We start from the raw sequence: 13,831 nt of genomic DNA, 5'->3' as shown, positions 1-13,831 counted from the left end.
ATTGGCCCCATGACTTGGAACGGGGAAGAACTGGACATCGAGGCCTACCTGGCCAGGATCGGTTACGAAGGAGAGGTGAAGCCCGACTTCGACACGCTCCGTGCACTCCACCGGGCGCATGTGGCCTCGATCCCCTTCGAGAACCTGGAGATGATGCTCGGCCGGCCCGTACCGCTGGACCTGGCGGCACTGCAGGACAAGCTGGTGCGGCAGCGCAGGGGCGGCTACTGCTACGAGCAGAACCTTCTGTTCGCCGCGGCTCTGGAACGTATCGGCTTCACCGTCACGGGACTCGGCGCGCGGGTCAGAGTGGGTGCCTCGTCGCGCCGCGCGGTGACGCACATGCTCCTGAAGGTCGAGGCGGACGGGCGGCAGTGGCACTGTGACGTCGGTTTCGGCGCCGAGGGGCTGCTCGAACCGATCCCCATGGGGGACGAGAGCGGCGTACCGCAGAACATGCGACAAGGAGAGTGGCGGTTCGGGATCGTCCAGGAGGCGAACGGTGCACGGGTGCTGCGGACCGAGCGTGCGGACGGATGGTCCGATCTCTACGAATACACGTTGGAAGAACGCCTTCCCGTCGACTACGTAGTGATGAACCACTACACATCGACCCACCCCAGGTCGCCGTTCATCCGCCGTCCCGTGCTCCAGAGGGCCGCTCCCGATGTGCGCCGCACATTGGTAGGTGAACATCTGACGGTGACGCGACCGGACGGCACAACGGACGAACGCGACGTATCCGCCGATGAGTTGAGCGAGGTCGTCGTCCGAGAGTTCGATATTGAACTGAGCGCCGATGACAGCGCCGAGCTGATCCGGGCGCACTACGCCGGAGCGTGACCCGGGCCACGCTCGCGGCCGTACGATGGCGCCGTGCTGGTCAAGTGGATTCGCTGCACCGTGGTGGACCGACGGGGGTTCGAGCGGGGGCAGCGAAAGTGGGCGGGGCTTCTGGGGGAGCCGGGGTTCCGGGGACAGGGTGGAGGGTGGAGCCGTGAGCGGCCGGGCGTGGCGCATGTCTTCGCCTTCTGGGAGAGCCGGGCTTTCTACGACTCCTTCATGGCGCGCTCCCATGACCGGCTGGCCGCAGCGCAGGCGGGCACCTTCAAGGACATCCAGAGCAAGCTGTTCGACCACCGTTTCGACGTGAAGACAGGCTTTGAGCCGCGCTTCGCGGACGCCGACGTGGTGCGGGTGGCGCACTGCCGGGTCCATGAGGCGCGGGTGGAGCACTTCGCGCTGATGCAGGAGAAGGTCTGGAACCCGGCGATGGCGGGCTCTCCCGGGATGGTGCGCGGGCTCTTCGGTGAGGCGTCAGGGCACGAGTTCCTCGTCCTCTCGATGTGGCTGTCGGCCGCCGAGCACGGCAAGTACCGCAGGGAACGGGTGGAACGCCTCTTGCTGCGCGCACAGACCGAGGCCGACGTCGCCGCGCTGGCCGGTGACATCGTGGAACTGGAGCCTTCGTGGACGGTGTGACGCCTCGTGCGGGGTGACCTGCCGCGGCGCCGCTGAGGGTGGGGTGACGGGGGCGGTACGGGTAGTGGCCGTATACGCCGGATGGAGCTCGGACAGCCGACCGGTTGGGCCGCCCGGCAGGGGGCGATCTAGGGTTTCCGTATGGCACGTCCGCGGCGCATCTTCCTTGTCCGACACGGCGAGTCGGCCGGAAACGCCGACGACACCGTGTACGAACGCGAACCCGACCACGCGCTGGCGCTCACCGAGAAGGGGTGGCGGCAGGCGGACGAGACGGGGGAGCAGCTGCGGGACGCCGTCGGCGTGGAGCGGGTGAGTGTGTACGTCTCGCCCTATCGCCGCACCCACGAGACCTTCCGGGCCATGCGGCTCGACCCCGATCTTGTGCGGGTGCGCGAGGAGCCGCGGCTGCGGGAGCAGGACTGGGGAAACTGGCAGGACAGGGACGACGTCAGGCTCCAGAAGGCGTACCGCGACGCGTACGGACACTTCTTCTACCGATTCGCCCAGGGAGAGTCGGGGGCCGACGTGTACGACAGGGTGGGCGCGTTCCTGGAGAGCCTGTACCGGAGCTTCGAGGCGCCGGACCACCCGCCGAACGTCCTGCTGGTCACCCATGGCCTGACCATGCGCCTGTTCTGCATGCGCTGGTTCCACTGGTCGGTGGCGGAGTTCGAGTCGCTGTCCAACCCCGGGAACGGCGAGATGCGGACGCTGGTGCTCGGCGACGACGGAAAGTACACACTGGATCGCCCGTTCGAGCGCTGGCGCGAACCGGAACCGTACGGCGTCACCGGATAGAGTGGCAGGGCGATGACCGCTGACTCCTCTCCCGACCGGCGCCTGGCCCGCGCTCTGGCCAGCCTGCGTGGACTGGCGGTGGGGGACGCGCTGGGCTCACAGTTCTTCGTGCCCGCGAACTACCCGCTGCTGAAGCGCCGGGAAGCGCCCCCAGGCCCCTGGCAGTGGACCGACGACACCGAGATGGCCTGCTCCGTGCTCGCCGTCCTGGTCCGTCACGACCGGATCGACCAGGACGCGCTCGCCCTGTCCTTCGCCGAGCACCATGACTTCGACCGCGGCTACGGCCCTGCCGTGAACCGGCTGCTCAGGCAGGTCCGGGAGGGCGGTGACTGGCGGGAACTGGCCTCCGCGCTGTTCAAGGGGCAGGGCTCCTGGGGGAACGGCGCTGCCATGCGGATCGCGCCGCTCGGCGCCTGGTACGCGGATGATCCGGAGCAGGCGACGCACCAGGCGGAGATCTCCGCCTACCCCACCCATCAGCACCGAGAGGCGGTCGTGGGAGCCATGGCGGTGGCCGCAGCCGCGGCACTGGCCGCCGCCCCCGACGGGCCGCCCGCGCCGAAGGCGCTGCTCGACGGCGTCATCGACCTCGTGCCCCGCAGCGCCGTGGGTGCGGGACTCCGCCGGGCGCGGGACATGCTCGACTACGGGGACGCGGCTACGGTCGCCGCGGTGCTGGGCTGTGGCCGCCGTACGACGGCTCATGACACGGTGCCCTTCGCCCTGTGGTCGGCAGCCCGAGGCCTCGGCGCCTACGAGCGGGCCATCTGGTCCACCGCCCAGGTGGGCGGCGACATGGATACGACCTGCGCCATCGTGGGCGGAGTGGTTGCTTCCGGTGAGGGTGGCGCGCCCTTGGACGAGTGGCTGGAGCGGAGCGAGGCGTTGCCCGGCTGGGTGCCGGTCGCGGCGGGCTGACTTCGGGGCTGCGGAAATCGGCTTCCGGGGATCGGCTTCCGGGGTTCCGGGTTCCGGGCTTTTTTCGGGGGGCCGGGGCGACTGTCACGGTCATGCCACAGCCGGGCCGATTCGCGGGGCGTCATCGGCCTCGCGGCTACTCTTTCCGGCAGGCCGCGAGTTGATCATGACTCGTGTGTCGTCAACGAGATGCCGGTCGCCCGGCGGCCCCGCCACGCGTGCGTGCCGTCCGCTGCACGTGCGGACCGGCCGGGAGGGGGTCCCGTGTCCGATACACCGTCCACGCCGTCCACGCCTGTGCCGTCAGGCAGTGGCAGCGAGAGGGAGAGCGAGGGGCCGGAGGACGCCGTGCCCCGCCCCCGTGGCGCTGAGGCGAGCCCGGGGCCGCCTGCCGACTGGGCGTACCCGGTGGGCTCCGCGGGCAAGCCCGAGCCGTTCCTGGCCGATCTGCGGGCCCAGCCGCCCGCTCCGGTCCGGACGGGAACGCTCGTCGCGGTGCTCGCCACCGGCCTGCTGAGCATGGTGCTGCTCGGCGACGGGCTCGCGCTCAATCTGCTCATCGTCGCCGTGCCGACCGCGCTCGCCGCGTACTTCGCCGCTGAACAGGCCGGTCGCAGGCCGCGCCCCTGGACGCTGGTCTGGGCGATCGGTGGCCTCGGGCTGCTTGCCGTGCCCGCCCTGCGGGACGCGGGCTGGCCTTCGTTCCTCGCCATCGTCTCCGCCGTCGCGCTCGGCTCGCTCGCCCTGCACGGCTGCCGCACCTGGCCCGGCGTCCTGCTCGGCCCGCTCGGGCTCTTCGAAGCGGTGCTCTCCGGACTGGGCTGGGGCTGGCGCGGTGCACGGAGCCGCGCGAGCGGGTCACGGAGCGGGCCCGTGCTGCGGGCGGTCGCGGTGACCGCCGTGCTGCTGCTGGTCTTCGGCGCGCTGTTCGCCGGGGCCGACGCCGCCTTCGCGGGGCTCCTCGGCGATCTGATGCCCGACGCCTCCGTCTCTGAGGGGCCGTGGCGTGTGCTGCTCTTCGCGGCCGGTGTCGTCGGAGCGCTCGCCGCGGCACACACCGCTGCCGCGCCCGTGCGCTGGGACCGGCTCTTCGTGGGTCCTGGCCGGGAGCGGGGCCGCATGGAGTGGGCGCTGCCGCTGATCGTCCTGAACCTGCTGTTCGCGGCGTTCAACGTGGTCCAGCTCGCGGTGCTCTTCGGTGGCTACGACGCGGTACTGGAGAAGACCGGCCTCTCGTACGCGCAGTACGCACGCCAGGGCTTCTGGCAGCTGCTCCTTGCCACGCTGCTCACCCTGGTCGTCATCGTCCTCGCGCTGCGCTGGGCGCCGCGTGACGGGTCACGCGACCGGGTCCTGGTGCGGGCCGTGCTCGGTACGCTCTGCGCCCTCACGCTCGTCGTCGTGGCGTCGGCGGTACGCCGCATGGACATGTACGTCGATGCGTACGGTCTGACCCGGCTGAGGGTCTCGGTCGTGGCCGTGGAGCTCTGGCTCGGTCTGATCGTCGTATTGATCATGGCGGCGGGGGTGTGGGGCGCCCGCTGGCTGCCGCGTGCCGTCGCAGCCAGTGCCGCGGCCGGTGTGCTGGCCTTCGGGATCCTCTCGCCCGACGGACTCATCGCCGAGCGCAATGTCCAGCGCTACGAGGACACCGGGAAGTTCGACCTGGAGTACGCGCGCGGGCTGTCCGCCGATGCCGCACCGGCCGTCGACGGGCTCCCGGAGCCGCTGCGCTCCTGCGCCCTTGAGGGCATCGCGAACGGCCTCGGCTCCGAGCGAGGCCCTTGGTATGCCACCAGCCTGGGCGAGGCGCGGGCCAGGGACATCATCGAGAAACGGCCGCCGGAGGTCCCCCCGGAGGGCTGCGAACGCTCCGGCGGCCGGGAGACCTCGTACCGCTGAGGCCCGCCGATGTGGAGCTCCACATCGGCGGGAGCTCCCGCCGATGTGGAGGCCCGGCGCATACGCCCCCTCAGCCGCCTGCGGGCCCCGCCGCACCGGCCGTACCTGACAGTGCCTCCAGGTCGCTCTTGCGCACCCGGACCAGTACCACGGCGGTGACCAGGGCGAGCAGGGCCATGGCGACGGCCGGTATGAAGGCCGTCGAGATCCCCTGGGACAGCACTTCGTGTCCCCAGGGCGCCGGGAGCTCACCGGTCTCGGCGAAGGCGGCCTTCTGCTGCGGCGACGCGTGCGCCATGAAGTCCGCCATCTGGTCCTTGCCCTCGTTCCGGCTCGCCGTGCCGAACACCGTGGTCAGGATGGAGAGGCCGAGTGAACCGCCCACCTGCTGTGTCGCGTTGAGCAGGCCCGATGCCGCGCCCGCCTCGTGTGGGGCCACTCCGGAGACGGCCGTCAATGTAAGGGTCACGAAGTTCAGACCCATGCCGAAGCCGAACACCAGCATCGGGCCGAGCACTCCGCTGACGTACGAACTGTCCGGACCGATGAGGGTCAGCCAGCCGAGCCCGAGGGCCACGAGGGCCGAACCGGTCACCATGAACGGCTTGGGGCCGAGGACCGGAAGGAGCCGTTGGGAGATGCCCGCGCCCGCCACGATCGCGACCGTGATCGGCAGGAAGGCGAGGCCCGCTTCGATCGGTGTGTAGCCCAGTACGTTCTGCACGAAGAGCACGATGAAGAAGAACATGCCGAACATCGCCGCGGCCAGGCTCAGCATGATCACGTACGAGCCCGAGCGGTTGCGGTCCGCGAACATCTTCAGCGGAGTGATCGGTTCCTTCGCCCGGCTCTCGACCAGGGCGAAGGCCAGGAGCAGGACGATCGCCGCGCCGAACGACGCCAGGGTGACGCTGTCGCGCCAGCCGTCCTCGGCCGCCCGGATGAATCCGTAGACCAGGGAGGCCATGCCGAGGGTCGACGTGAGGGCGCCCGCGATGTCGAAACGGCCCGGATGGCGCTCGGACTCGTTGATGTAGAGCGGGGCGAGGAAGGCGATCAGGATGCCGATGGGTACGTTCACGAACAGCACCCAGCGCCAGTCGAGCCACTCCGTGAGCATGCCGCCGGCCAGCAGACCGATGGCGCCGCCGCCCGCGGAGACGGCCGCGAAGACGCCGAACGCGCGGTTGCGCGCGGGGCCTTCGGGGAAGGTCGTGGTGATGAGTGCCAGGGAGGTGGGTGATGCGATCGCGCCGCCCACGCCCTGCAAGGCCCGCGCGGCGAGCAACTGCCAGGGTTCCTGGGAGAATCCGCCCAGGAGCGAGGCGAGGGTGAAGACCAGGATGCCGGTCATGAAGACCCGGCGGCGGCCGAGGATGTCACCGGCACGGCCACCGAGAAGCAGCAGTCCGCCGAAAGTGAGCGTGTACGCGCTGACGACCCAAGTGAGGTCAGTCGTGGTGAATGTGAGCGCGTCCTGAATGTGCGGGAGCGCGATGTTCACAATCGTCGCGTCGAGGACCACCATGAGTTGGCAGGCCGCGATGACGGCCAGCGCGATTCCGGGCCGGCCTGCTCGGCGGGCGGCGCCGGGCTTCTGATCTTGAGCTAACTGAGAGGTTGTCACTATGGGTCCCCCACAAGAGCATTAGTGAACGCTCCCGTTCACTGGATCGTCCACGGTAGTGACTCCCCATCAGTGAACGCAACCGTTCACTGACACTGCCTCGAATTGCGCAACGGAGAGATATCGATGGTTACTTCGCGCTGGAGCGCCGCCTCCGCTCAGACGGCCTCCCCGCGCCGACGGGGCCCTGTGCTGGAGCGGGCGATCCTCGATGCCGCGCTCGAGCAGCTCAGCACCGTCGGCTGGAACGGTCTGACGATGGAGGGTGTGGCGGCAGGCGCACAGACCGGCAAAGCCGCGGTCTACCGCCGGTGGCCCTCCAAGGAGGACCTCGTCGTGGACGCGCTGCAGGCCGCCCTTCCGGAACTCGACTCCGCGCCGGACTGTGGCGGAGTCAGGGAAGACCTCCTCCAGCTGTGCAGGCAGATGCGTGCGGCGATGTTCTCGCGGCCCGGATTCGCTCTCCGGTCCGTGCTTCACGAATGCGACACGGTGACGGCCGAGCGGTTCCATGGAGTGATTTTCGAAGGGGTCGTCGAGCCGAGCGTGAAGCTGATCAAAGAGGTCGTACGTCGTGGAGTCGAGCGCGGAGAGGTGCGCGCCGAGGCCGTGGACCCGTACGTATGCGACGTCATTCCGGCGATGATGATGTATCGCTCCAAGGTGTGCGGGAGCGAATGGAGCGACGAGGAATTCGCCGAACTGATCGACCAGGTCATGGTTCCGCTGCTCCGTCGGTAGACCTGGGTGTCGCGGGTGACATCCGGCGGCGTACGCTGTCTGGCGCCATGCCGTACGAACCTCCCACCCACACCGTCGAGCGCTCCCTTCGCGCTACCACCGGAGCGAAGATCGTTGCCGGCGTCGACGAAGTCGGGCGCGGCGCGTGGGCGGGACCGGTGACCGTCTGCGCGGCGATCACGGGACTGCGCAGGCCGCCCGAAGGGCTCACCGATTCCAAGCTGATCAGTCCCAAGCGGCGCACGACGCTCGCCGGGGAACTGGAGAGCTGGGTCACGGCGTATGCCCTGGGGCACTCCTCGCCCGAGGAGATCGACGACATGGGGATGACCGCCGCGCTGCGGCTCGCCGCCGTGCGCGCCCTGGAGGCGTTGCCGGTGCGTCCGGAAGCGGTGATTCTCGATGGGAAGCACGACTATCTCGGGATTCCCTGGCGGGTTCGTACGGTGATCAAAGGCGATCAATCCTGTGTGGCCGTCGCCGCGGCGTCGGTGATCGCCAAGGTTCGGCGCGACAAAATGATGGCCGAACTGGGTATCGAACATGCAGACTTCGGTTTTGCGGCCAACGCCGGCTATCCGTCGCCGGTGCACAAGGCCGCGCTGGCGGAGCGGGGGCCCACCCCGTACCACCGGATGTCGTGGGCGTATCTTGATGCGCTGCCCCAGTGGCGGCACCTCAAGAAGGCCCGCAGCTGGGCGGATGGAGGCGTTCCGGAAATCGAGGGCCAGCTTGGCTTCGACTTCTGACACTTCCGGCAGTTCCACTCGCACTCATGTGCCACCCGCCGATGCCCCTCGCACCGGCGTCTGATAAATAACAACGCATGCCTCTCAGTCCCGAGGAGCCTCAGATTCACGAGAGTGCCCAGGGTCCCCGCGTGACCCCGGCCAGTGGCCGCATCACGCCGACCCCCCGCCCCGTACCCGGCCCGCGTCCCGCGGCTGTGCCGCGTCCCGGCCGACCGGGCCCCGCCCGGCCGACGCCGCCGGCGCAGCGCACGTCGCACGAGCCGGCCGCCACGCCCGGGCCGTCCGCCCCGGCTGCTTCCGGACCTTCCGCCGTCTCCGCAGGTTCCCCTGCGGGCTCAGCGACGGATGCCGGTGCTTCGGTTCCGCAGATCCAGCTGATCCCGGCTTCCGCCGAGGGGGCGCTCGACGCCGCCGAGGAAGCAGTCGACCTGCTGCTCGACTCCGGCCGTGCTCCGGGTGAGGTCCTGGTGATCACCACCGGCGACCCGCACCCGTGGGCCACGCACGAGCTGTCGTTCGGCGAGGCCTCCTACTGGGCTCAGCACGACGCGGGTGACGACGTCTTCTATGCCGACGCCGCCGCCCTGGGCCGTGCCGTGACCCGCCCCGTGGTCGTCGTCGCCATCAACGGCGGCAGCGAGGAGACCGCGGTCGGCGCGCTGCCGACGGCGCTCACCCGGGCCGGAACCCTGCTGATCGTCTGCGGTGACCCGCAGCGGATCAACGCGATGCTGGGCGCGGGCGTCTGACGTTCACTGTCTGACACCTGCGCGCCGGGTCCCGGCTTCCACTGCCTGTCTCCGAAGTCGGGTGGCCGGTGACCGTGGTGGCGGTGGTGGTCGGTGTCGGGCGTGGCATGGCCGGGTGAGCTTCGAGCTGGGCGCGTCGCGTACCGCGTGACGCGGGTGGCGGCGCGCTCCGGTCCATGCCCGTGGCCCGCCCGGTGCGGCGGGGCGAAAAACGCCTCAGCGTGCCGCCGCCCGGCGCAGGACGTCGGACGCGGCGCCGCCGGTGCGGGGTGGCGGCGGATCGGTGTCGGCGAAAGCCTCCGGGCGTGAGCCGGAACTCGGCCGACGGCCGCCACGGCCTTCGCCGAGCACTTGCCAGCCGTCACGGGTCAGCGTGATGTAGGCACCGCACCGCAACCCGTGCAGTGTGCAGGCGTCCCGCAGACCCCACATCCACGCCCCGTCCTCCGGCGTCCAACGCGCGTCACCGTCACGGCAGTAGAGCAGGACGGCGGTGCGCACCGGGGTGCGGCGCCGCAGGTCGTGCGGGATGACCCGACGCAGCTGCGCGAGCAGCGCGTTACGGAACACCCAGCCGTCCGCCGTGCTCGGCCGTCGGGGGAACGAGGCGCTCGCCCGGAGCCGTTCCTCCGAATCGAGGACAGCGACGACGGCTGTCCCGGGCGTCGGGCGATGCCGGGCGTGCAGGCCGCTGACGACCTCACGCGGATTGCGCAGCAGGGGAATTCCCGCGGCTGACCACTCCGCGGGTTCGAGCATCCGGGCCAGTCGGTTGGTGGAATCGGCGGACATCTCAGCCGACGTCGAAGACTCCGACATCGATGCCGCAGCGAACGGAGCGAATCCGAAGGTCACGGTCCTCCCTTCGGCTACGCGCCCATAGGGCGGGTCGGACTGGGGAGCGCACCGCGGCACAGCCCTGCCGGACCACGGGGAGGCGCGCGGGGAGCAGCACCAATTCTTCCCGCCGTACTGCCTTGCGGCAACGAGCAATCGGGCCCGCCGACCAGTATCTGGTGATGCGCCGCCTATATCCCTGCCCAAGGCGACCCACATCGACGCTTGCGTCAGCCTTGTACGGCCAGGACCAGCGGCAACACCCCCTTGGCCCCGGCCCGGCGGAGCATGCGCGCGGCCACCGCCAGGGTCCAGCCGCTGTCCGTCAGATCGTCGACGAGCAGAACGGGACCGCCCGCTTCCTGGAGTGCCGCCGCGAGCTCGGGGGGCACGGTCAGCGCCCCGTCGAGGGCGCGCAGGCGCTGCGCGCTGTTGCTCCTGGGCACATGTGCCGTATCGGCTCCGGCGGCGTACTCGATGGAGCCGAGGAGCGGGAGGCGGCCGATCTCGGCGATCCGCGCGCCAAGTGACTGGATCAGCTGGGGCCTCGTGTGCGAGGACATGGCCACGACACCGGCCGGCCGCGCCTGGGCGTCGTCGTTGCCCGACGCCCAGCCGCCGGGGCCCTTCGCCCAGTCGGCGAGCACGCCGACCACGGCCTTCGCCACGTCGTCGGGCACCGGTCCGTCAGGGGCCTGCGGGGCGAGCATCGGCCGGAGTCTGTTGCCCCATCCGATGTCAGAGAGCCGCCCCAAGGCCTTGCCCTGGGAGGCCTGTTCTCCCACGGGGATGCGCCCCTTGAGGTCGACGCCGACGGCGGCGAGCCCGGTCGGCCACATCTTCCGGGGTTCCACGTCGACACCCGCACGGACCAGTTCGCCCCGTGCCGTGTCCAGTGCCCCGGAGGACACGGCATCGGTGAAGCGCGCGCCCGCGCAGTTGTCGCAGCGCCCACAGGGTGTTGCTGCCTCGTCGTCCAGCTGCCGCCGCAGGAACTCCATCCGGCAGCCAGGAGTCGTGGCGTAATCACGCATCGCCTGCTGCTCCGTCTGCCGCTGCTTGGCGACCCAGGCATAGCGCTCGGCGTCGTACGCCCAGGGCATCCCCGTGGAGGTCCAGCCGCCCTTGACGCGCCGGACCGCGCCATCCACGTCGAGGACCTTGAGCATCGTCTCGAGCCGGGACCGGCGCAGCTCGACCAGCGGCTCAAGGGCGGGCAGCGACAGCGGCCTTCCCGCCTGCGCGAGGACGTCCAGCGTGCGCCGGACCTGCTCCTCGGGAGGGAAGGCGAGCGAGGCGAAGTAGTTCCAGATCGCTTCGTCCTCCTTGCCCGGAAGCAGGAGCACCTCCGCGTGATCGACACCACGGCCCGCGCGGCCGACCTGCTGGTAATAGGCGATCGGGGACGAGGGCGAGCCGAGATGCACCACGAAGCCGAGATCCGGCTTGTCGAAGCCCATGCCCAGGGCGGAGGTGGCCACCAGGGCCTTCACCCGGTTGGCGAGCAAATCTTCCTCGGCCTGCTGCCGGTCCGCGTTCTCCGTCTTACCGGTGTACGAGGTGACGGTGTGCCCGCACTGCCGCAAGAAGGCGGTGATCTCCTCGGCGGCGGCGACGGTGAGCGTATAGATGATTCCCGAGCCCGGCAGCTCGTCCAGGTGGTCGGCGAGCCAGGCGAGCCGGTGCGCGGCGTTGGGAAGTTGGAGCACGCTCAAGCTCAGGCTCTCGCGGTCGAGAGGCCCGCGCAGCACGAGCGCGTCCGAGCTGCCGCCGGTGCCCAACTGCTCGGCCACGTCGGCCGTCACACGTGCGTTGGCCGTCGCGGTGGTGGCCAGCACGGGGACGCCCGGCGGCAGGTCGGCGAGCATGGTGCGCAACCGTCGGTAGTCGGGCCGGAAGTCGTGGCCCCAGTCCGAGATGCAGTGCGCCTCGTCGACCACGAGCAGGCCGGTCGCAGCGGCGAGCTTGGGCAGGACCTGATCTCGGAAATCCGGGTTGTTCAGCCGCTCCGGGCTGACGAGGAGAACGTCCACGTCGCCGGAGGCCACCTCGGCCTGGATGGTCTCCCACTCCTCCGTGTTGGAGGAGTTGATCGTGCGGGCGGTGATTCCGGCTCGCGCGGCCGACTCCACCTGATTGCGCATGAGCGCGAGCAATGGGGAGACGATCACGGTGGGGCCGCTGCCACGCTCCCGCAGCAGTGCGGTCGCGACGAAGTACACGGCGGACTTTCCCCATCCCGTGCGCTGTACGACCAGGGCCCGGCGCTTGTCGGCGACCAGCGCCTCGATGGCGCGCCACTGATCCTCGCGCAGTCGTGGACCGTCCGACGGCGCCTCCTCGCCGTTTTCGGGGGCGGGGCCGCCGACGAGGCGGGCGAGTACGGCATCGGCCGCCGTGCGCAGATCTTCGTTGGTCATGCCCCCATGCAACCCGATGGGTCTGACATTAGGCGAACGAGTCCACCGGCCTGTGGATAACTCTTGGCGTGCCCCTGATCGCAGTTATCCACAGGCCAAACCGGAATCTGGTGATCCGCGGGAGAGTCGGCGCATGGCGAATCACAGCGAACAGAACGACCCGATCAATTCCGCCGACTCCACCGACTCCGCCGACTCCATCGGTTCCACCAGCACCACTGATTCCATCGACGAGACCCTGGTCACCTTGCGCACCCCGGCCGAACTCGCCGATGCCCTTCCGTACCTGCTCGGGTTCCGGCCCGAGGAGAGCGTCGTCCTGATTGCTCTGCACGGCGAGCGGGGGCGGCTGGGTGGCCGTGTGCGCCTCGGTATTCCCGGGCGCGCTGAGGACTGGCCACCCATCGCGGAGCAGCTCGCCCAGTGTCTGGTGGGCGGCTGCGAGCGGCGCGGGACCCGGCCTGACGGCATTGTCGCCTTCCTGTGCGCGGAGCCCGTGGGTGCCGAATCCGGACGGCAGGTCATGGAGCGCCTGCGACCGCTTGCGCAAGTGCTCCGCACCGCCTGCGGAAGCCTCGACGTCCCCGTGTTCGAGGTCGTGTGCATCTCGGCGGGCAGTTTCTGGACCTACTGCTGCCCGAACAAGGAGTGCTGCCCGCCGGAAGGCGTACCGCTGCTGCGGCCGGGCACGTCGGTCCTGGCCGCGGCCACGGCCTACGCCGGCGTACAAGTGGGTGTCACGCCGAGGGAGATGCGGGCGCGCCTCACCCCATGGGAATCCGTCGCCGCGGCGGATCAGGAGGCCGCTCTCGACGCGGCGGGCATGGCGATCGTGCGCCGGATCCTGGACGAGGACGGGCACGCCGAGGTCGCCGCTGACACGCTCGACCTGGCCCGCCGGATCATGGCGCGCATGGCCGATGCACCGACGGTCGTCGACAGGCTGGAGGCGGATCTCCAGGACGACGAACTTATCGCGCACGACGAAGCCGCGGCGCTGATCCTCGGCCTGCAGGACCGTACGACTCGTGATCAGGCGGCGGAATGGATGGAGGGCGACGCCGCGGCAACGGCACTTCGTCTCTGGAGGGTGCTGGCCCGTCGCTGCGTCGGCGCCTACGGAGAGCACGCCGCGGCTCCCCTGTCCCTCGCGGGCTGGGTCGCCTGGTCCCTCGGCGATGCCACGGAGGGGCAGGAAGCCCTGGCCATGGCGCTGTGTGCCGACCCCAGCTACACCTTCGCGCAACTCCTGCACCATGCCTGCGCCGGGGATCTGGACCCTGAGCCGATCCGCCGCTGCTTGCGAAGGGGACGAACTGACGGTGGCGCGTCGGGTGTTCAGACCGAATTGCCCGTACCAGCGGAGACCTTGGACTCCGCGGGAGAGCCGGTGGGCGCCGCCTCCCGACGCCGCAGCCGCCCCTCACGGCCGAAGAGCGGCACTGGTGCACGGGCCGCCTCAAGGCCGAACACAGGGCCGCAGAACCGCCGTCGCACCACTCGGCGCGCGGCGAGGAACGACACATGAACGCGGGAGTTCGTTGCCTGGGGGCAGCCCTGAGGGCAGCCCTGGGGCAGCCGTGAGGGAGGGCGAGCGGG

At 70.3% G+C, this 13,831-nt stretch carries 12 protein-coding genes; 9 read left to right on the top strand and 3 right to left on the bottom strand.

The features are described 5' to 3' along the window. Positions 1–9 precede the first annotated feature (9 nt). The 5 genes from ACFVXC_RS33305 to ACFVXC_RS33285 all read left to right on the top strand — a co-directional run bounded on the left by ACFVXC_RS33305 (position 10) and on the right by ACFVXC_RS33285 (position 5,106). Positions 10–843: an arylamine N-acetyltransferase gene (locus ACFVXC_RS33305; protein WP_389913060.1), complete on the top strand. Its 834-nt coding sequence runs from the start codon at positions 10–12 to the stop codon at positions 841–843. Positions 844–876: 33 nt separating this feature from the next. Beyond that, the gene (locus tag ACFVXC_RS33300; protein WP_389913057.1) at positions 877–1,482 is read left to right on the top strand and encodes a YdbC family protein; all 606 of its coding nucleotides are present in this window, start codon (positions 877–879) and stop codon (positions 1,480–1,482) included. 141 nt (positions 1,483–1,623) lie between these two features. After that, on the top strand, positions 1,624–2,283 hold the full coding sequence (locus ACFVXC_RS33295; protein WP_389913054.1) for a histidine phosphatase family protein: 660 nt from the start codon (positions 1,624–1,626) through the stop codon (positions 2,281–2,283). Between the two features lie 12 nt (positions 2,284–2,295). Continuing rightward, the gene (locus ACFVXC_RS33290; protein WP_389913051.1) at positions 2,296–3,204 is read left to right on the top strand and encodes an ADP-ribosylglycohydrolase family protein; all 909 of its coding nucleotides are present in this window, start codon (positions 2,296–2,298) and stop codon (positions 3,202–3,204) included. 189 nt (positions 3,205–3,393) lie between these two features. Then, entirely contained in the window at positions 3,394–5,106 is a 1,713-nt protein-coding gene (locus ACFVXC_RS33285) for a DUF4153 domain-containing protein (RefSeq protein ID WP_389913048.1), read from the top strand. A 70-nt stretch (positions 5,107–5,176) separates the two neighbouring features. Here ACFVXC_RS33285 and ACFVXC_RS33280 read toward each other — a convergent pair whose 3' ends face one another. Then, positions 5,177–6,733 carry an MFS transporter gene (locus ACFVXC_RS33280; protein WP_389913045.1) on the bottom strand — a complete coding sequence of 519 codons (1,557 nt, stop codon included), beginning with the start codon at positions 6,731–6,733 and terminating at the stop codon, positions 5,177–5,179. A 126-nt stretch (positions 6,734–6,859) separates the two neighbouring features. Here ACFVXC_RS33280 and ACFVXC_RS33275 point away from each other — a divergent pair, with 126 nt between their 5' ends. The 3 genes from ACFVXC_RS33275 to ACFVXC_RS33265 all read left to right on the top strand — a co-directional run bounded on the left by ACFVXC_RS33275 (position 6,860) and on the right by ACFVXC_RS33265 (position 8,975). Beyond that, complete coding sequence (locus tag ACFVXC_RS33275; RefSeq protein ID WP_389913042.1) at positions 6,860–7,474, top strand: TetR/AcrR family transcriptional regulator; 615 nt, start codon at positions 6,860–6,862, stop codon at positions 7,472–7,474. A gap of 47 nt (positions 7,475–7,521) precedes the next feature. Continuing rightward, entirely contained in the window at positions 7,522–8,223 is a 702-nt protein-coding gene (locus ACFVXC_RS33270) for a ribonuclease HII (protein WP_389913039.1), read from the top strand. 77 nt (positions 8,224–8,300) lie between these two features. Beyond that, on the top strand, positions 8,301–8,975 hold the full coding sequence (locus ACFVXC_RS33265; protein ID WP_389913036.1) for a hypothetical protein: 675 nt from the start codon (positions 8,301–8,303) through the stop codon (positions 8,973–8,975). Between the two features lie 216 nt (positions 8,976–9,191). Here ACFVXC_RS33265 and ACFVXC_RS33260 read toward each other — a convergent pair whose 3' ends face one another. Next, on the bottom strand, positions 9,192–9,830 hold the full coding sequence (locus ACFVXC_RS33260; RefSeq protein WP_389913033.1) for a hypothetical protein: 639 nt from the start codon (positions 9,828–9,830) through the stop codon (positions 9,192–9,194). 212 nt (positions 9,831–10,042) lie between these two features. Further along, positions 10,043–12,232, bottom strand: a complete 2,190-nt coding sequence (locus ACFVXC_RS33255) for a RecQ family ATP-dependent DNA helicase (protein WP_389913030.1) — start codon at positions 12,230–12,232, stop codon at positions 10,043–10,045. A gap of 133 nt (positions 12,233–12,365) precedes the next feature. Between ACFVXC_RS33255 and ACFVXC_RS33250 the strand changes: the two genes are divergently transcribed. Next, positions 12,366–13,760: a DUF4192 domain-containing protein gene (locus ACFVXC_RS33250; RefSeq protein WP_389913027.1), complete on the top strand. Its 1,395-nt coding sequence runs from the start codon at positions 12,366–12,368 to the stop codon at positions 13,758–13,760. Positions 13,761–13,831: the final 71 nt, after the last annotated feature.

It is taken from the genome of Streptomyces sp. NPDC058257, assembly GCF_042881845.1.
Classification (GTDB): Bacteria; Actinomycetota; Actinomycetes; order Streptomycetales; family Streptomycetaceae; genus Streptomyces.
This window is presented reverse-complemented; position numbering and strand designations above follow the sequence as displayed.